Here is an 18,690-nt window from a genome sequence, read left to right on the forward strand (position 1 = left end):
TATAAAAACGCATTTCGCCCTCGGATATGCGATGACTGCATATCGCGTAAAATGCTCGGTCCACTGAACAATACGCCTTAAATGAATATTTTGCTGACACTGCTGCTGGCCGGCCTTTCCATGGTCGGGCCGCTGGCCATCGACACCTATCTGCCGTCGTTCCCGGCGATCGCCCAGACCTTCGACGCCAGTCCGATGCTGATCCAGCAGACGTTGAGCATGTTCCTGTTCTGCTTTGCCTTCATGATGCTGTTCTACGGCACGCTGTCCGACTCCTTCGGCCGCCGCCCGGTGATCCTGGTGTCGCTGGTGGCCTATATCGCCGCCTCCATCGTCGGCGCGATGGCGCCGTCCATCGGCGTGCTGCTGGCCTGCCGCATCGTGCAGGGCCTGGCGGCCGGCGCCGGCTCGGTGGTCGGCCGCGCCATCGTCCAGGACCGCTTCTCCGGCGCCGCCGCGCAGAAGATCCTGGCGCATATCATGATGGTGTTCGGCCTGGCGCCCGCCATCGCGCCGGTGCTGGGCGGCTGGCTGCAGGTGAGCTTTGGCTGGCGCTCGATCTTCTGGTTCCTCAGCGCCTTCGGCATCCTGATGTTCATCGCCGTGCAGCGCGCGCTGCCGGAAAGCCTGCCGGTCAAGGACCGCCATCCCTTCCACCTCGGCGTCATCGCCGGGAATTACTGGAAGGTGTTGTGCCACCACCAGTTCCTGCTGCTGTCGATCGCGGTCGGCATGAGCTTTGCGGGCGTGGCGCTGTATATCGGCTCGGCCGCCTACTTCGTGATGAACATCCTGCACCTGCCGGAGACGGCGTTCGCCTGGATGTTCGTGCCGCTGATCAGCGGCATGGTGGTCGGCTCGGCGCTGTCGGGCAAATTCGCCAACAAGTTCTCGCGTAACGCGCAGGTGTGGATAGGCTTCGCCATCATGATCGCCGCCGGCATCATCAACGTCGCCTACAACAGCGCCTTCGTCGCGGCCGTGCCTTACGCCGTGGCGCCGCTGTTCATCTACTCCTTCGGCCTGGCGCTGGCCATGACGCCGTTGTCGCTGATCGCGCTGGAGTACTTCCCGAACAATAGCGGCCTGGCGTCGTCGATGCAGTCGTTTATCCAGATGCTGCTGTTTGCGCTGGTGTCCGGCCTGGTGGCGCCGCTGCTGTTCGATAGCGCGCTGAAACTGGCCTGGGGCGTGCTCGCCAGCCTGGTCATCAGCGTGATCGCCTGGCTGCTGGCACAGACAGGAAAACCCGTCACGCACTAATCCCTCCATGGAACTCCACATCGTCATCGAAGGCAAGAAGGACTTGGGTGGGCAGTTGTATCGCCAGCTGAGCGACTCGATCCGCAGCGGGCGCCTGGCCGACGGCCAGCAGCTGCCGCCTTCCCGCCTGCTGGCCCAGCAACTCGGCCTGTCCCGCAAGACCGTCTCCGATGTCTACACCCGCTTGACGCAAGAACGGCTGGTGCTGGGCCAGGTCGGCAAGGGCAGCTTCGTCAGCGCGCCGGCGGCAACCAAACCGCGCCGCCAGCTCGCCATCAACCTGGCCAGCGCCGCCATCGTCGCCAAGTGGGACGCCATGCACACGCCGCTGCGCGTCCCCTTCCCGGAAGGCCGCTCGCGCTATGAGTTCGTCGGTGGCTGCGTCACGCCGTCGCTGTTCCCGAGCGACGAATGGCGCCGCTGCATGCTGCACGGCCTGCGCCAGGACGCCAAAGGCAGCGGCATGTACCGCCAGGCGGAAGGCATCGCCGAACTGCGCGCCGCCATCGCCCACCATGCCGCCTTTGCGCGCGGCGTGGTCTGCACCGCCAACAACGTGGTCGTCACCAACGGCGCCCAGCAGGCGTTGGACCTGCTGGGCCGCGTGCTGCTGGAGCCGGGCTGCGCGGTCGCCGTCGAGGAACCAGGCTACCCGGCCGCGCGCATGCTGTTCGCCAGCCAGGGCGCGCGGGTGGTCGGCATCGGCGTCGACCGGGACGGCATGCTGGTCGACCAGATCCCGCAAGGCACTCGGCTGATCTACACCACGCCGGCCCACCAGTTTCCGCTGGGGATGCAAATGAGCGTGACCCGCCGCGAGGCGCTGCTGGCGCGCGCGCTGGAGATTGGCGCCATCATCATCGAAGACGATTACGACAGCGAGTTCCGCTACGACGGCCGCCCCACCGATTCGCTGCAAAGCATGGACCGGCATGGCGTGGTGGCCTTCGTCGGCAGCTTCTCCAAGGTGATGCTGCCGGAGCTGCGGCTCGGTTATGCGGTGCTGCCGGAGGCGATACTGAACGCGGCCCTCACCGTCAAGCACCTCAACGACTGGCATACCGCCACCGCCAGCCAGCACGCGCTGGCCAAGTTCATCGCCGACGGCTACCTGTCGCGCCACATCCGCCGCTGCGCCGCCATCTACGCGACGCGGCGCGAGCGTCTGCAAAAGCTGTTTGCCGACGTGCTGTCGCCGTGGTTCGAGCTGGTGCCAGCCAGCGCCGGCTTCCACCTGGCGGCACTGTGCAAAAAGCCGCTCGACCTGGACTTGCTGCTGCGACTGGCGCGGCGCGCCGACGTCGGCCTCTACCCCCTGTCGAACTTCTACGCGTCGACGCCGCCCAAGGCCGGGCTGTTCCTCGGCTACGGCGGCATCGAGACGCTGGACATCGAGATCGCGCTGCTGCGCGTGCGCGACATTCTCGTGCAAATGGAGTAAAGCTTAATCAGCATGTAGAATGGTGGATTGAATTGCCACTCCCCCGAGCCAGCCATGCGCCTCACCTCCTTCACCGACTATTCCCTGCGGACCTTGCTGTACCTGAGCGCCCACCGGGACCGGCTGGTCACGATCCAGGACATCGCCGACATGCACGCGATCTCGAAGAACCACCTGATGAAGGTGGTCTATCAGCTGGGGCAGTCGGGATTGGTGGAGACGGTACGAGGCCGCAACGGCGGCCTGCGCCTGGCCAGGGAACCGAAGGACATCAATATCGGCGCGCTGGTGCGGATGACGGAGACCGACTTCTTCATGGCCGAATGCTTCGACCGCGCAACCGACACCTGCCCGCTGACGCCCAACTGCGCATTGAAGCACACGCTCAACGACGCCACCAAGGCCTTCCTGGCCGTGTTGGATAAACAAACGCTGCAAGACATGCTGCCGCAGGCCGCGCCCAACGCGGCCAAGCCGGTGCGCATCGTGCGCGGCGCCGCAGCCTAAAAAACCGCTAGGCCGCGTCCTGCCGCAACCGCGGCAGCGACGACATCAAATCCGAAAAGCGCTGCCCCTGTATCATCACGTGCTCACGCAGCAGGCGCGCCGCCAGGTCGCCGTCGCCATCGACAATGGCCTGCACCACGCCGTCATGCTCGTGGTAGGACGTGGCCAAACGGTCGCGCACGCGCAGCTGCAAGCGGCGGTACGGCCGCAGGCGCCGGTACAGATTGCGGGTCTGCTCGATCAGGAACTGGTTATGGCTGCCGGCGTAGATCGCCTCATGGAATAACTCGTTCTTGTAGTAGTAGACATCCGGCTCCTGCGCATCGCGCGCATCCTGGCAGGCCTGGTGCGCCGCCAACAGAGCCTGCTGCTCTTCGGGCGTCATGCGCCGCGCCGCCAGGCGGCCGCAAGTCGCCTCCAGTTCCGACATGACCTCGAACATCTCCACCAGCTGCTGCGGTCCCAGTTCCGCGACGATGGCGCCGCGCCGTGGGCGTATCACCACCAGTCCCATGGAGGCCAGCTGTATCAGCGTTTCCCGCACCGGCGTGCGCGAGACGCCAAAGCGCGTGGCCAGCTCGGTCTCGTCCAGGTGCTGCCCCGGTTTGAGCTCGCCGACGGCGATCATCTCTTCTATTTGTTCGCGCAGCGTGACGGAATGGGTGGTCATGGTGTTTTTGCAGCCTTGTGTATAACAAGCTTCATTATAAGCAGTGAATTTAGCTTGACAATGTATTCCAACGAGATATTCTTGTATACACAAAAAAGAATGTTGCATATTTGACCCACCTTGGAGAAATGATGAGCGCTATCACCCGCAGGTCCGTACTGGCCGCCCTGGCCGCCAGCCCGTTGTTACTGCAACCGGCATGGGCGCAGAACACCACCCTCAAGATTTCGCACCAATTCCCCGGCGGGACGGTCACCGAGGGCGATTTCCGCGACCGGCTGACCCGCATGTTCGCGGCCGAGGTGGAAAAACGCAGCAAGGGCAGCCTCAAATTCGAGATCTATCCGGGTTCCTCGCTGATGAAGACCAACGCCCAGTTCTCGGCCATGCGCAAGGGCGCGCTGGACATGTCGCTGGTGCCGCTGTCGTACGCCGGCGGCGAAGTCCCGGAAGTGAACATCGGCCTGATGCCCGGCCTGGTGACCTCCTACGAGCAGGCCTACGGCTGGAAGAACGCCGAGGTGGGCAAGGAGTTGAGCCGCATCCTGAACGAAAAAGGCATCGTACTCATTAGCTGGATCTGGCAGGCCGGCGGCGTGGCCTCGCGCACCAAGCCGGTGATCGATCCGGACGACGCCAAGGGCATGAAGATACGCGGCGGCTCGCGCGAGATGGACCTGATCCTCAAGGCCGCCGGCGCCGCCGTGGTGTCGCTGCCGTCCAATGAAATCTACGCCGCCATGCAGACCGGCGCGATGGAAGCGGCGCTGACCTCCTCCACCTCGCTGATCTCGTTCCGTCTGGAGGAAGTGTCGAAGGCGCTGACCACCGGCCGCGCCGGCGCCTACTGGTTCATGTTCGAACCGCTGATGATGTCCAAGGCGATCTTCGACCGCCTGACGAAGGAACAGCAAGCCACTATCATGGCCGTCGGCGCAGAGATGGAAACCTTCGCGCTGAACTCCGCCAAGGCCGACGACTCGGAAGTGGCCAACGTCTACGCCAAAGCCAAGGCCAAGGTGGTCGACCTGAATCCGGCCGCGCTGAAAAAATGGCAGGCCATCGCCCGCACCACCGCCTGGAAGGACTACGGCGAACGCAATGAAAACTGCGCCAAGCTGTTGAAACTGGCCGAGAAAACGCTATGAGCCACGGCATGGAGCTGGAGCCACCGCGCGCCGCCGCGCCGCCGGACAACGCCATCGTCGCCATGGCGACAGCGCTGCTGGGCAAACTCAATCAGGCGCTGATGATGGTGTCCATGGTGGCGCTGGTGCTGACGGCGTTCGTGCTGACGTACTCGGTGGTGTCGCGCTACTTCTTCCACGCGCCTACCGACTGGCAGGACGAAGCCTCGGTGTTCATGCTGGTTGGCGTGAGCTTCTTCTGCACCGCCTACGTGCAATCGCAGCGCGGCCATATCGGCATCGAAGCGCTGGCATCGCTGCTGCCGCCGCGCGTGAACGCGGCGCGGCTGTTCATGGTGGACCTGGTGTCGGCGCTGTTCTGCGCCTTCTTCTCGTGGAAATCGTGGACGCTGTTCCACGAAGCCTGGGTCGACGGCCAGACCACCTCCTCCACCTTCGCGCCGCCGCTGTGGATACCCTACGCCATGATGGCCGCCGGGATGAGCATCCTCACGCTACAAATCGTGCTGCAAACGCTGGCACGCCTCACTGACAAACCTCGTAACAAAACGGAGCGCGCGGCATGAGCGACCTGACTCTTGGCGCCCTGTACGGCGCCGTTACCCTGGTGGTGATGTTCTCCGGGATGCCGATCGCCTTCGCATTGGGCGTGGTGGCCACCGGCTTCATGTACTTCTGCATGCCGCCCTCCTCGCTCGACACCATCACCCAGAACGTGTACGAGGAAATGGCGTCGATCACGCTGCTGTCCATCCCCCTGTTCATCCTGAAGGGCGCGGCCATCGGCAAGTCCCCGGCCGGCAAGGACCTGTACTCCGCGATACACACGTGGATGCACAAGATACCCGGCGGCCTGGGTATCGCCAACGTGTTCGCCTGCGCGCTGTTCGCGGCGATGGCCGGTTCCTCGCCCGCCACCTGCTCGGCCATCGGCTCGGCCGGCATACCCGAGATGCGCCGGCGCGGCTACTCGCCCGGTTTCGCGGCCGGCATCATCGCCGCCGGCGGCACGCTGGGCATTTTGCTGCCGCCGTCGATCACCATGATCCTGTACGCGGTCGCCGCCGAGCAGTCTCTGGGCCGTCTGTTCCTCGCGGGGATAGGTCCCGGCGTGCTGCTGGTGCTGCTGTTTGCCGGCTACGCCGTCTACCGCGCGCACAAGGAATACAAGGCCGCGCTGGTCATCTACGAACAAGGCGGCGCCAAGTCGGCCTACCTGGAAGATGAACACTTCACGCTGGCGCAAAAGGTGGAGATGCTGCCGCGCGTGCTGCCCTTCATTATCCTGCTGATCGGCGTGATGGTCGCACTGTACGGCGGTTTCGCCACCCCGTCCGAAACGGCAGGCCTGGGCGCGCTGCTGGCGCTGGTGCTGCTGGCCGTGATCTACGGCGTGTGGCGGCCGAAGGATCTGTCGCCCATCCTCAGCTCATCGATCAAGGAATCGACGATGCTGTTGCTGATCATCGGCATGTCGCTGTTCTATTCGTACGTGATGAGCTACCTGCACATCAGCCAATCCGCCGCCGCGTGGGTGGTCAGCCTGCACCTGTCGAAATGGCTGCTGCTGGCGGTGATCCTGCTGATGGTGATCGTGTTCGGCTTCTTCCTGCCGCCGGTATCGATTATCCTGATGACCGCGCCCATCATCCTGCCGCCGCTGAAGGCCGCCGGCTTTGACCTGATCTGGTTCGGCATCGTCATGACGGTGGTGATGGAGATGGGCCTGATCCACCCGCCGGTGGGCCTGAACATCTTCGTCATCAAGAACATCGCGCCCGACATCCCGCTCAAGGATGTGGTGTGGGGCGTGTTTCCGTTCCTGATCCTGATGTTCGTGGCGGTGCTGTTGTTGTGCGTCTTCCCGTCCATCTCGACTGGACTGCCGGACATGATCATGGGAGCCAAGTAAATGAACTGGAACACCCTTCGGGACAACCGCTACGCGCGCTTGCTGCGCGCGCGCACCGCATTGGGCAATGAACTGGACGGCAAAACCCTGCCCTCCGCGCGCATCGCCGACCTGCTGCACACGGTGCTGGAGTGCGGCGACCGCGTCTGCCTCGAAGGGAACAACCAGAAGCAGGCCGACTTCCTCGGCCACGCGCTGGCCAACCTGAACCCGGAACGCATCAACAACCTGCACATGCTGCAATCGGTGCTGGCGCTGCCGGAGCATCTGGACGTGTTCGAACACGGCGTCGCCTCGAAGCTGGACTTCTCGTTCTCCGGTCCACAGGCGGTGCGCGTGGCGCGGCTGGCCTCGGCCGGCAAACTGAATATCGGTGCGATCCACACCTACCTGGAGCTGTTCAGCCGCTACTTCATCGACCTGCCGCCGCGCGTCTGCCTGATCGCGGCGGAGGCGGCGGACCGCCACGGCAATCTGTACACCGGTCCGAACACCGAGGACACGCCGGCCATCGTTGAGGCGACGGCGTTCAAGCAAGGCATCGTCATCGTGCAGGTCAACCGCATCGTCGACACCGTGCCGCGCGTGGACATTCCGGGCGACTGGGTCGATTTCGTCGTACAGTCGCCGCGCCCCTACTACATCGAGCCGCTGTTCACGCGCGATCCGGCGCTGATCTCCGAGATCCAGGTGCTGATGGCGATGATGGCGATCAAAGGCATCTACGCCGAATACGGCGTGCAGCGGCTGAACCACGGCATCGGCTTCGACACCGCCGCCATCGAGCTGCTGCTGCCGACCTACGCCGAGTCGCTGGGTTTGCGCGGCAAGATCGGCAAGCACTGGGCGCTCAATCCCCATCCGGCGCTGATCCCGGCGATCGAAGCGGGCTTCGTGCAGTCGGTGCATTCATTCGGCTCGGAGCTGGGCATGGAAGACTACATCCATGCGCGGCCGGACATCTTCGCCATCGGCCCGGACGGCACCATGCGCAGCAACCGCGCCATGTGCCAGGCCGCCGGCCACTACGCCTGCGACATGTTCATCGGCTCGACGCTGCAGATCGACTTGCAGGGCAATTCGTCGACCGCCACCGCCGGCCGCATTTCCGGCTTCGGCGGCGCCTCCAACATGGGCGCCGATGCGCGCGGACGGCGCCACGCCAGCCCGGCATGGCTGAAGGCCGGCCAGCAGGCGCGTGTAGGCCGCAACACCATCCCGCGCGGCCAGAAGCTGGTGGTGCAGATGGTGGAGACCTTCCGCGAGCATATGCAGCCTGCCTTCGTCGAAAAGCTCGACGCCTGGGAACTGATGGAACAGGCCAAGATGGCGATCCCGCCGGTGATGATCTACGGCGACGACGTCAGTCACATCCTGACCGAGGAAGGCATCGCCAACCTGCTGCTGTGCCGCACCGACGAGGAGCGCGAACAGGCGATACGCGGCGTGGCGGGCTACACGCCGGTCGGCCTCGCACGCGACAAGCGGATGGTGGAAAACCTGCGCGATCGCGGTATCATCCAACGCGCGGAAGATCTCGGCGTCGACAAGCGCATGGCCACGCGCGACCTGCTGGCCGCCCGCAATATGAAAGACCTGGTGCGCGCATCGGGCGGTTTGTACCAGCCGCCCAAGCGTTTCCGCAACTGGTAAGGAGCCTGACAATGGAAACACTGAACTATCGATTTGAACACGGAACGCAGCGTTTGAAAGCGACGCCGCACGTGGTGGGCGTGGTCGGTTCCGGCAACCTGGAAGTGCTGATCGAACCGGCCGACCTGGCCGGCGCCTGCACCATCGAGATCACCACCGCCGCCGTCGGCTTCGGCCCGATCTGGGAGGCGGTGATGCGCGACTTCCACCAGCGCTGGCTGCTGGCCGACACCCGCATCTCGATCAACGACATGGGCGCCACGCCCGCCGTCGTCAGCCTGCGCATGGACCAGGCAGTGCAGACCATGCTGGGAGTGTCCTGATGAGCCGAGCATCCAGCTACCAGGAAGCGAACGCGCGCGAACGGCTGGAGCAGCTGTTCGACCCGGGCAGCTTCGAAGAATTCCTGCCGCCGTCGGAGCGCATCGTCAGTCCCCACCTGGGCCAGTTGAACGCGCCGGTGGCGTTTGACGACGGCGTCGCGGTAGGCCGCGCGAAGCTGGGCGGCGTGGCCGTCTACACGGCGGCACAGGAAGGTGGTTTCATGGGCGGCGCGGTCGGCGAGGTGCATGGCGCCAAGCTGGTCGGCCTGCTGCGGCGCGCAGTGCGCGACCACGTTGCGGCGGTGCTGCTGCTGGTGGAATCGGGCGGTGTGCGCCTGCATGAAGCCAACGCCGGTCTGATCGCCGTGTCGGAAGTGATGCGCGCGCTGCTCGATACACGCGCCGCCGGCATTCCCGTTATCGTGCTGGTGGGCGGGTCGAATGGCGCCTTTGGCGGCATGGGCATCGTCTCGCGCTGCGCCAACGTGGTGGTGATGTCGGAGGAAGGCCGGTTGGCGATGTCCGGCCCGGAAGTGATCGAGACCGCCAGCGGCGTCGAGGAATTCGATTCACGCGACCGCGCATTGGTGTGGCGCACGGCAGGCGGCAAGCACCGCTACCTGATGGGCGATTGCCAACGCATCGTGGCCGACGACATTGCCGCCTTCCGCGAAGCTGCACGCGACGCGATGGCCGCGCTGACCGGCACACAGGTGGAGTTGACGCTGGAAACGCTGGAAGCCGAGCAGCAGATGCTCGACGAACGTATCGCCCGCTTCGGCGCCCTCACCGATCCGGTCGATATCTGGACTGCGATGCAAATTCCCGATGCGGCCAACGTTCCAATGTTGGATGTGGTCAGTTTTATCGCGGTGGCCGACAAACGCCGCATGGGAGCCTGAGATGGACTGGAAAAAACTGGCGAGCACGCTGTTCCCGCAAGGGCATGCCATCGTCGAGCAGAACGACTTCCTGTGCGGCAGCGCGCAGGTGGACGGGCAAGCGGTGGCGGTGATCGGCACCACGGCCCACACGCCGATCGGCGTGGAGATAGCGCTGGCGCAGGCCCAGGCGATCCTGCGCACGGTGCGCGAATTCCCCGGCATGCCGATACTGATGCTGGTCGACACCCAAGGCCAGCGCCTGCGCCATCGCGATGAGATGTTGGGCATCAACAGCTACATGGCGCACCTTGGAAAATGCGTGGACCTGGCGCGCCGCAAGGGGCACAAGATCATCGGCCTGGTGTACGACCAGGCGCTGTCGGGCGGTTTCATCACCAGCGGCTTGATGGCCGACGCCTGCTACGCCCTGCCCGATGCGACCATCCGCGTGATGGGTTTGCCGGCGATGGCGCGCATCACCAAGGTTTCGGAGGAACGCCTGACCGAGCTTGCGCAGAGCAATCCGGTATTCGCGCCGGGACCGGAGAACTATCTGCGCATGGGCGGACTGGAAGCGATCTGGGAAGGCGATCTCGCGGCGCATCTGCGCGCAGCGCTCGCGGGGCCGGCCGACGGCGACCAACGCAGCGCATTGGGACTTCAGCGCGGCGGGCGGCGCTGGGCGCAGCCGGTGATCGAAGCCGTGATGACTGACGGTCATGTACACGTTGCCTGAATCGGAGCAGATGGCGCAACCGGAGGCCGTCGCGCGCGGCCTTGAGCGGCATATGCTGGTCTGGCTGACAGAATTTGGCTGGCAGGCGGTCATGCGCGCGGCGCAGCCGCAACACAAGGCGGCGCTTACGCTCTGGCAGGGACAGGATTGGCCGGCCGTCGTACGGCGCTTCGACATCGGCGCGCAGCCGGACGAGGTCTGCCTTGGCCTGCCACTGCCGCCCGATGAAGATACCGGCGAGAAGGTGCGTATCGCCCTGCGCGCGCAGGCGCTGGAAATCAGCAGGACATCGCCGGCGGTGGAACTGCGCTCGGCGCTGCGCTGCGCCGGGCCGTGGCGCGAGGCGTTGGCCACGCTGGAGCGGGAGACCGAGCATCTTCACCTGCGCATCTACGGTTCGATGGCGATGCAGGCGCTGACTGGATTGCTGTATCTGACGCCCACTTCGGACATCGATATCCTGTTCCATCCGCGCAGCCGCGAGGAACTGCACGACGGCTTGGCGTTGCTGTCGCGGCATGCGGCGCATGTGTCGCTCGATGGCGAGATCGTCTTCCCCGGCGGGCAGGCGGTGTCGTGGAAGGAGTGGCGCATGGCGATGGAAAACCCGGCCAGGGTGATCGCCAAGGACCTGCACACGGTTCGGCTTGCGGATACGGCATCGCTGTTGGCGACGTTGGAACAGCATTGATGCGTACCATCCTCGCGCCTGCGCGCCTGCGGACGCCGGCGATGATCAAGCCTGGCCTGGACCGCACGGTGCGGCATAACTTTGCGGGCGCGGTGGCGCGGCTGGCCGTTCGCAGCCTGCACGCGGAGCTTTGCCTGTATCCCAAGCCCGGTCTGGTGTCGCTGGTGGACCGCGGCAGCCATGACGACATGGACGCGCAAACCTTCATGCGCAGCCTGTTCTCGCTGCGCCACTACTTCAAGAAAATCTGCCTGGCGGGATTGAACGATGCGCCGTTCGCGCGACTGAAACAGCTGGGCATCGAAGCGGAAACCGCAATGCTGAAGGCGACGCGCGGGATCAATACACATCGGGGCGCGATCTTCAGCCTCGGCCTGCTGTGCGCCACCGCCGGCCGCGCGCGCGCGCAAGGCACGCCGATGACGCCAGCCGCGCTGCGCGCCGCCATGCTGATACGCTGGGGCGAGGAACTGGCCATGCATGCCGCCGCAGCCCCCCCATCAAGCCCGCCGCCGACGCATCTGAGCAACGGCCTGCGCGTCGCCGCGCAATATGCCGTCAGCGGCGCGCGGGAAGAAGGCGCGCTTGGACTGCCCTCGGTATTCGAAATCGGCGTGCCGGCGCTGCTGGCCTCACGCGCGCGCGGCGCCAGCATGACGCATGCGCGCATCGACACGCTGTTCACGCTGATGGCGCGCATCAGCGACAGCAACGTGTATCACCGCGCCGGTCCGCAAGGCGCGCGGACCGTGCGGACGCACGCTCAACACTTCATCGATCTGGGCGGCACGGCCAACGCCAACTGGCGCGCGCAAGCGCTGAACAGTCATCAAACATTCGTGCAGCAGCGCCTCTCCCCAGGCGGCGCGGCGGACCTGCTGGCGGCGAGCTGCCTGGTACACGCCATCGCCACGATGGAGCAGGACGAGCAATGACCATGTCCTACGGCGCACCATCCCGCCTGCTGCTGCTGTGCCCCGGCCAAGGCGGACAGCATGCCGCGATGTTCGACCTGCCCCGCAGCAGTCCGGCCGGCGACGCAGCCGCCAGCGCGCTGCTGGCCGGACTGGCGCTGGCCGACGACGCGGACATCTACGCCAACCGCAACGCCCAACCGCTGATCGTTGCAGCCACGCTGTCGATGTGGGCCGCGATACGCGAGTTCGCGCCGCCGCCAGCCCTGGTGGCTGGCTACAGCATCGGCGAGCTGTCCGCCTATGGCGTCGCAGACGCCTTCCCGTCGCAGACGGCGGTGCAACTGGCCGCACAGCGCGCACAACTGATGGACGACTGCGCCCGCGCCCTGCCCGGCCAAACGCTGATCGCGATTTTCGGCCTGGCTCAGTCCCGCACCTCGGCCCTACTTGCCGAACACGCTTTTCACATGAGCATAGAAAACGGCGACGACGCCTGCATCGCCGGCGGCCCCGCCGCAAGCGCGAAGGCGCTTGAGCAAGCGGTGCATGCGGCCGGCGGCCGCAGCACGCGCCTGCCGGTGGCAGTGGCCTCGCACACGCGCTACATGCACGACGCCGTCGCGCCCTTCGCCTCGGCCTTGCAGCAGACGGCATTCCAGCCGATGACCACACCCGTATTGGCGGGCATCGGCGCGCTGGCCGTCAACGGCAAAGTGCTGGCGGTGGAGCAGCTCTCGCGCCAGCTGTCGGAAACGATACACTGGGCCGCCTGCATGGATGCCGCCGCCGAAGCCGGCATCACCTACGCGCTGGAACTCGGCCCCGGCGCCGCGTTATCGCGCATGCTGCAAAGCCGCCACCCGCACATCAACACCCGCTCCGTGGCCGACTTCCGCACGCTGGATGGCATCCGCAAATGGCTGGAGCGCGCCGCCGAATAGCGGACAACGAATCAACTCAAACGCGATTGTTCTGCGTGGCCCAGGCGACGATATTGGACGCATCCATCGCGCCCGGCTGCCGCGCCACTTCGCGCCCGCCCTTGAACAGCGCCAGCGTCGGAATGCTGCGGATCGCATAGCGCGCCGCCAGTTCCTGCGCTTCCTCCGTATTGAGCTTCACCACGCGGAACTGCGGCTCGAGCCGCTGCGTGGCCTGCGCGTAGAACGGCGCCATGGTCCTGCACGGCCCGCACCACGGCGCCCAAAAATCGACCAGCACCGGAATGTCGCTGCGCTCGATGTGCTTGAGGAAGCGCGCGGCCGACAACTCCAGCGGCTGTCCGGTGAACAACGCCTTCTGGCATTTGCCGCACACCGGCTGCTGCGCCAGCTTGGCGGCGGGCACGCGGTTCACGGCGTCGCAATGGGGGCAAACGATATGCAGCGACTCAGGCTGCACGGCGGCGGTATTCGTCATCTTTATCTCCAGGCTGCTTCAAGCCAGCCATGATAAAGCAAGGACAAAAAAATTGCCGCGCTGCGCGATGCCAGATCGCGGGCGCGGCGAAGACAGGAACCTAGCGGCTCAGTCGTCGATCTCAGGTTTCCTTGCGGGCGCCGGTCTGCTTTCCGGATTGAGCAGCTTGAGCGGCAGTCTGGGCCTGGGAGGCTTGCCCGCCCTGCATGCTGCCTTCGCGGCTTTCGGTGCCGTTCTGGCCTGCGCTTTGCATCGTCGAGCTGCTGCTGCGCATTTCATTGCCGCGCGATTGACGCGCGCCGTCGCTGTGGCTGATGAACGGATCGGAGAAGCGTTCCACCGCGTCTTGATGGCTGCGCAGCGTTTTTTCCGTTTCTTCCGAAGTGACGCGAGCCACTTCGTCCGCCAGCGCCTTGGCGGTGCGGCTGGTCTCCTGCACGTGCTCTTCCGCCACTTTGGACAGGTCGACCTGGGTGTCGGCGGCGATGCGAGACAGATGCTGCTGGTAGGCGCGCAGCTTCTCGGCGGTGGGTTGGGCATGGGCGGCGGCGGCGGCAATCGCCTCCGTCGGACGGTGGGTGGTGATGATGTGCTGGCCAGCCGATGTGCCTTCTTCCAGCAAGGTTTGAGCCAACTGGATGTTCAGGTCGCTGTACTGTTGAACGGTACGGAACAGGGACTTCGACATGTCGTTAAAGAACGACAACTGGGCTTCCATATGGGTTTTGGCTGCTGGGGTGACAATTTGAGAAAATGGGTACATAGACGCCTCGAAAAGAAAGTAAAAGATGGCCTGGGGTAGTCGAACCGGTTTCGACGCCGCATCGCAGCGCGAATGCCAAGGCTACGTTAGGCAGTCCCGCGACGTCTGATCTAGATCAAACGTGCGTTGCCGCTTTCGGAGGAACTCTGCAAACCGGATTAATCCTAGGCCATCCCTTCTTCAGTTCCGCGCGCTCCGCCACCGTTCATGCCAGAGGCCACCAACGGCCAAGGCGATACCCAGCAACAGCTGAACCCCAACCGTTTGTGCGGTGGCAACGCCATTGAAACCAACCACATCCAACACGGACACCTTGGTTGCCTGCGTCGCGACGTACAGGCCGAACAGAAACAGCGCGAGGAAGGCACGCGCACTACGGCTCAGACCGCCAAGCACGCTGGCGACGCCGGCCAGCGCCAGCACGCCAGTCAACAGCGCTGCCGCGCGCAACGGCGCCGCCGCCGTCCATCGGCACAGCACAGGCGCGGTGAACAGCAGCGCCAGCAGGCAGGACGCCAGCAACTGCCCACCATAGCGCCGCTGCGCACCACCGGGCGCCGTGCCGCTCATCGCGTCGACGTCGTACTGGTGGTCGCGCACGCTGATGTCGCTGACCAGGATGCCCCAGACGGCGATTGCCGCAATCAGCACGCCGCCCAGCGCCGCTGTCGGCACCACGCAGCCAACGACCAGCAGCACCAGCGCCGCCGCCACCGCCGCCGGATTTGACGCCAGCGTCAACGCCAGCACCGCCAGCGCCTGGCCGGCCGTGCCCGGCACCCGCACGGCCAGGCCAAACAGCGGGCGTACCAGCCGTATCATTGGCCGCAGCGCGCGGTTTGCCAGCGCCAGCGGCGACCAGCGGCCACTGCCGGATGCACGCACTTTGACCCGATCGGGCGCAAAGCGATGGAACAGCCGCCAGGCCGGCAGCAGTGGCAGCAAAGCCACCAGCGCGCAGCCGATGCGCGTGGCCCCCAGCTCCGCCGACCACAGCCAGGTGGGCAGCACCACCGGCGCCAGCGCCGGATTGAAAGTGCCGCCGCCAATGACGAAGCTGGAAGTATGCAGGACCGCCTTCACCGTCAGCACCGTCGCCCCCATGCCGGAGAAATCGAGCAGCAGCAACGGTGACCATGCGCCCTTGCCCTCCGCCGTCAGCACGATAGGCGCCGCCAGCTGCGCCAGATAGAAGATGAAGTACAGCACGTCGCCGCGCTTGCCCATCAGCGGCGCCCACGCGTCGCACAGCAGCGCCATCGCGGCGGTGAAGAACACCAGCGGCAGCAACAGCATTGCGAAGGTCTGCAGATAAACCAGCACCTGTATCGGCCCCTGGCCGCGCAAGGCATGCAGCACCAGCATGGTCAGCATAAAGATGGCCAGCAAGCCGCACAAATAAGCCACCGCGCCCAGCCAGCGGCCGAACAGGAACACGGCGCTGCTCACCGGCGTCGCCGCCAGCACCGAGCCGGCGCCGCTGCGCACATCCTCGCTCATGCGCCCGCGCACCAGGTAGAAGCCGGCCAGCCCGAAAAACAGGCCGCCCAATCCCGCGCTGCCCAGGGCCAGGCAGCTGCTGGTGTAGGCCACGCGCATATTGTCGGCGACCACCATCACCTGGCCCTTGGCGGGGTCGCCAACCATCAGCCACGTCACCGCGATCAGTCCCAGTACTGCCACCAGCGTGCCGGTGCGGCGCATGCGCAGCCGCACTTCGGTCAGCACCAGCAACTTCAAGGCCTGCGCGTTCATGCTGCCGATTCCTGCACCGCGTAACGCTGCGTCATCAGCGCTTCTTCCAGCGTGGGCTCGGCCGGCACCGCGCCCGCGCATGGCGAGCTTGGATGGGCGATGCGCAGGTTGATGCCATGTTCATTGCGCTGCGCTTGCAGCACCTGCACCTCGGCGCGCAATGCCTCGTAATGCTGCGCCTCCACCGTGACCGACCACACCTGGCTGCGCGCGCCGTGCACAAAACTGTCCGGCGTATCGAAGGCCACCAACTTCCCCTTGTTCATGATGGCCAGGTGGCCCGCCATGTTCTCGATGTCGGACACGATGTGGGTCGACACGATCACCAGTTTGCGGAAGCCGATCTCCGACAGCAGGTGGCGGAAGCGCAGCCGCTCTTCGGGATCAAGGCCGGCGGTCGGCTCATCGACGATCAGCACATCGGGATCGTTGAGCAGCGCCTGCGCGATGCCGAGCCGGCGCCGCATGCCGCCCGAGAAGCCGGCCGCCTGGCGGTGCGCATGCTCGTGCAAGTTGACCATCTCCAGCAGCAGCCGCAGACGGGCCGGATCGCGCACGCCCTTCAGCGCCGCGAAGTATTGCAGGAACTCCAGCGCCGTCAAATTGGGATACACGCCGAAGTCCTGCGGCAGAAAGCCCAGGCGCCCGCGGATCGCCTCGGGCTTCTTCACGATATCCGCGCCGTCGAACAGGATCTCGCCGCTGGTGGGCTTGGTCAGCGTGGCGATCATCTGCATCAGCGAGGTCTTGCCCGCGCCGTTGTGCCCGATCAGACCGACCACGCCGGCCGGCAGGTTCAAACTGACGTCGTCGACTGCCCGCACGTTCTTCGCATAAGATTTGACGACGTTACGTAATTCAAGCATGTACTAAGCGCTCCTGGAAATGAAAGCGGGGCCGGTCCAGCACCATGCCGGACCGGCCCCGCTTGCGGGTGCCTTTATTCTACTGTGTTATTTAAATAACACGGCAGCTTTTTGCACCGTCAGCCACACGCCGATCGCCAGCGGAATGCCGACCGCCAGCCAGCCGAAAGCCACCGCCGCCGGGCTGGTCACGCCGTTCGACGCGACCACCGTGCCGCTCGACGCGGCGGCGTCGCGCTCGTGCGCCAGCTTCTTCTCGGCGGCCAGTTCGGCCTCGCTCATGAAGTGCTTGTCGGCCACCGGGCGCACCATCAGATTGCACAGCAGGCCAAGCACCAGCAGGCCCGCCAGCACGTACATGGTGATGTCGTAGGCCTGCGCCTTCGGCACGCCGTGCGCGATCTGGTACTCGCGGATGTAGGTCACCAGCAGTGGACCGAACACGCCGGCCATCGACCATGCGGTCAGCAGGCGGCCGTGGATCGCGCCCACCATCTGGGTGCCGAACAAGTCCGCCAGGTAGGCCGGCACCGTTGCAAAGCCGCCACCGTACATCGACAGGATGATGCAGAAGAAGCCGACGAACAGCGCCAGCTGCGCGCCATGCGCCATCGACGGAATCAAGCCATACAGCGCGATGCCCAGCACGAAGAAGATGCCGTAGGTGGCTTTGCGGCCCAGGAAGTCCGAGCACGACGCCCAGACGAAACGGCCGCCGATGTTAAACAACGACAGCAAGCCGGTGAAGCCGGCGGCGATGGCGGCGATCTGCCCCTTCTGCGCCAGCGTCAGCTCGTTGAACGCGACGTTCACGCCCAGCAGCTGGCCGGCGAAGATCTCCTGCAGCAGCGGCGAAGCCATGCCCAGGATGCCGATACCGGCCGTCACGTTCAGGCACAGCACCAGCCACACCAGCCAGAATTGCGGTATGCCCCACACCTTGCTGGCGTGGACGTGGCGGCTGGTGATCATGGTGTTGGCGCTGGCCTGGGCCGGCGGCGTCCAGCCGGCCGGTTTCCAGCCGGTCGGCGGCACGCGGTACGACAGCGCGCCGGCCATCATGAAGACGAAGTAGATCGCCGCCATCACCAGGAAGGTCTGCCACACGCCGACCGAGTCGGGCGTGGCGAAGAACTTCATCAACTTGTCGGCCAAGGGCGCGCCGATCATCGCGCCGCCGCCGAAGCCCATGATGGCCATGCCGGTCGCCATGCCGCGGCGGTCCGGGAACCATTTGATCAGCGTCGACACCGGCGAGATGTAGCCGAGACCCAGGCCGATGCCGCCGATTACGCCGGAGCCCAGCCACATCAGCCAGATCTGGTGCTGGTACACGCCCAGCGCCGAAATCACCAGACCGCCACACCAGCACAGCGCCGACACCACGCCGGCCTTGCGCGGACCGGCGTGTTCCAGCCAGCCGCCGAACAGCCAGGCGGCCAGGCCGAGGAAGACGAAGAACATGGTGTACATCCAGCCCAGCATCGAGATCTGCCAGTCGCAGGTGGACGACAGGATCTTGGCCATCAGGTCCATGTCGGCCGGACAGGCCAGCGCTTCCTTGATGCCGAGCGCGCGCGACAGCGGCAGCCAGAACACGGAAAAACCGTAGGCCATGCCGATGCACAGGTGGATCGCCAGCGCCGCAGGCGGCACCAGCCAACGATTGAAGCCGGACCCCGCTACCGTCCGCTCCTTTTCCAGAAAATCAAAAATTGCCATATGAACGCCCCTTTTATTTC

The 18,690-nt window shown here is 65.4% G+C and carries 19 protein-coding genes; 13 read left to right on the plus strand and 6 right to left on the minus strand.

The genetic code is table 11. The features are described from left to right. Positions 1-81 precede the first annotated feature (81 nt). Genes AC07OK_RS00265 through AC07OK_RS00275 form a run of 3 tightly spaced genes read left to right on the plus strand, consistent with a single transcriptional unit; the run spans position 82 to position 3,211 of the window. Positions 82-1,263 (plus strand): multidrug effflux MFS transporter, encoded by a 1,182-nt coding sequence (locus tag AC07OK_RS00265; RefSeq protein WP_494688413.1) that lies wholly within the window; start codon positions 82-84, stop codon positions 1,261-1,263. A gap of 7 nt (positions 1,264-1,270) precedes the next feature. Beyond that, positions 1,271-2,704: a MocR-like pyridoxine biosynthesis transcription factor PdxR gene (gene pdxR, locus AC07OK_RS00270; RefSeq protein WP_494688414.1), complete on the plus strand. Its 1,434-nt coding sequence runs from the start codon at positions 1,271-1,273 to the stop codon at positions 2,702-2,704. Between the two features lie 54 nt (positions 2,705-2,758). Further along, positions 2,759-3,211: an RrF2 family transcriptional regulator gene (locus tag AC07OK_RS00275; protein ID WP_494688415.1), complete on the plus strand. Its 453-nt coding sequence runs from the start codon at positions 2,759-2,761 to the stop codon at positions 3,209-3,211. 7 nt (positions 3,212-3,218) lie between these two features. On the opposite strand, the gene AC07OK_RS00280 is transcribed toward AC07OK_RS00275, so the two are convergent. After that, positions 3,219-3,881, minus strand: coding sequence for a GntR family transcriptional regulator (locus AC07OK_RS00280; RefSeq protein WP_494688416.1), 663 nt, complete (start codon positions 3,879-3,881; stop codon positions 3,219-3,221). A 131-nt stretch (positions 3,882-4,012) separates the two neighbouring features. On the opposite strand from AC07OK_RS00280, the gene AC07OK_RS00285 reads away from it, so the two are divergent. Genes AC07OK_RS00285 through AC07OK_RS00330 form a run of 10 tightly spaced genes read left to right on the plus strand, consistent with a single transcriptional unit; the run spans position 4,013 to position 13,086 of the window. Next, positions 4,013-5,029 carry a TRAP transporter substrate-binding protein gene (locus AC07OK_RS00285; RefSeq protein WP_332851957.1) on the plus strand — a complete coding sequence of 339 codons (1,017 nt, stop codon included), beginning with the start codon at positions 4,013-4,015 and terminating at the stop codon, positions 5,027-5,029. Continuing rightward, on the plus strand, positions 5,026-5,595 hold the full coding sequence (locus tag AC07OK_RS00290) for a TRAP transporter small permease (protein ID WP_494688417.1): 570 nt from the start codon (positions 5,026-5,028) through the stop codon (positions 5,593-5,595). Before AC07OK_RS00285 ends, AC07OK_RS00290 begins: the two co-directional genes overlap by 4 nt. Beyond that, positions 5,592-6,941: a TRAP transporter large permease gene (locus AC07OK_RS00295; RefSeq protein WP_445229165.1), complete on the plus strand. Its 1,350-nt coding sequence runs from the start codon at positions 5,592-5,594 to the stop codon at positions 6,939-6,941. Before AC07OK_RS00290 ends, AC07OK_RS00295 begins: the two co-directional genes overlap by 4 nt. Further along, positions 6,942-8,594 (plus strand): malonate decarboxylase subunit alpha, encoded by a 1,653-nt coding sequence (gene mdcA, locus AC07OK_RS00300; RefSeq protein ID WP_494688418.1) that lies wholly within the window; start codon positions 6,942-6,944, stop codon positions 8,592-8,594. A gap of 11 nt (positions 8,595-8,605) precedes the next feature. Next, a complete protein-coding gene (mdcC, locus tag AC07OK_RS00305) occupies positions 8,606-8,917 on the plus strand; it encodes a malonate decarboxylase acyl carrier protein (RefSeq protein WP_494688419.1) in 312 nt (103 codons plus the stop codon). Continuing rightward, entirely contained in the window at positions 8,917-9,819 is a 903-nt protein-coding gene (locus AC07OK_RS00310) for a biotin-independent malonate decarboxylase subunit beta (RefSeq protein WP_494688420.1), read from the plus strand. Before mdcC ends, AC07OK_RS00310 begins: the two co-directional genes overlap by 1 nt. Position 9,820: 1 nt before the next feature. Then, complete coding sequence (gene mdcE / locus AC07OK_RS00315) at positions 9,821-10,537, plus strand: biotin-independent malonate decarboxylase subunit gamma (RefSeq protein WP_494688421.1); 717 nt, start codon at positions 9,821-9,823, stop codon at positions 10,535-10,537. After that, entirely contained in the window at positions 10,521-11,228 is a 708-nt protein-coding gene (gene mdcG, locus AC07OK_RS00320) for a malonate decarboxylase holo-[acyl-carrier-protein] synthase (RefSeq protein WP_494688422.1), read from the plus strand. Before mdcE ends, mdcG begins: the two co-directional genes overlap by 17 nt. After that, on the plus strand, positions 11,228-12,163 hold the full coding sequence (gene mdcB, locus AC07OK_RS00325; RefSeq protein WP_494688423.1) for a triphosphoribosyl-dephospho-CoA synthase MdcB: 936 nt from the start codon (positions 11,228-11,230) through the stop codon (positions 12,161-12,163). The genes mdcG and mdcB overlap by 1 nt, the downstream gene beginning before the upstream one ends. Continuing rightward, the gene (locus AC07OK_RS00330) at positions 12,160-13,086 is read left to right on the plus strand and encodes an ACP S-malonyltransferase (protein WP_494688424.1); all 927 of its coding nucleotides are present in this window, start codon (positions 12,160-12,162) and stop codon (positions 13,084-13,086) included. Before mdcB ends, AC07OK_RS00330 begins: the two co-directional genes overlap by 4 nt. A gap of 16 nt (positions 13,087-13,102) precedes the next feature. On the opposite strand, the gene trxC is transcribed toward AC07OK_RS00330, so the two are convergent. From trxC to AC07OK_RS00355, 5 genes are all read right to left on the minus strand, one after another. After that, positions 13,103-13,564, minus strand: a complete 462-nt coding sequence (gene trxC / locus AC07OK_RS00335) for a thioredoxin TrxC (RefSeq protein ID WP_494688425.1) — start codon at positions 13,562-13,564, stop codon at positions 13,103-13,105. 121 nt (positions 13,565-13,685) lie between these two features. Continuing rightward, positions 13,686-14,327: a phasin family protein gene (locus AC07OK_RS00340; protein ID WP_494688426.1), complete on the minus strand. Its 642-nt coding sequence runs from the start codon at positions 14,325-14,327 to the stop codon at positions 13,686-13,688. Positions 14,328-14,507: 180 nt separating this feature from the next. Then, positions 14,508-16,082, minus strand: a complete 1,575-nt coding sequence (locus AC07OK_RS00345) for an ABC transporter permease (protein WP_494688427.1) — start codon at positions 16,080-16,082, stop codon at positions 14,508-14,510. Continuing rightward, entirely contained in the window at positions 16,079-16,948 is an 870-nt protein-coding gene (locus AC07OK_RS00350) for an ABC transporter ATP-binding protein (RefSeq protein ID WP_494688428.1), read from the minus strand. The genes AC07OK_RS00345 and AC07OK_RS00350 overlap by 4 nt, the downstream gene beginning before the upstream one ends. A gap of 87 nt (positions 16,949-17,035) precedes the next feature. Next, positions 17,036-18,670, minus strand: coding sequence for an OFA family MFS transporter (locus AC07OK_RS00355; RefSeq protein ID WP_494688429.1), 1,635 nt, complete (start codon positions 18,668-18,670; stop codon positions 17,036-17,038). Between the last annotated feature and the right edge of the window lie 20 nt (positions 18,671-18,690).

This window comes from Duganella sp. GW821-FHT07G03, from assembly GCF_059418605.1.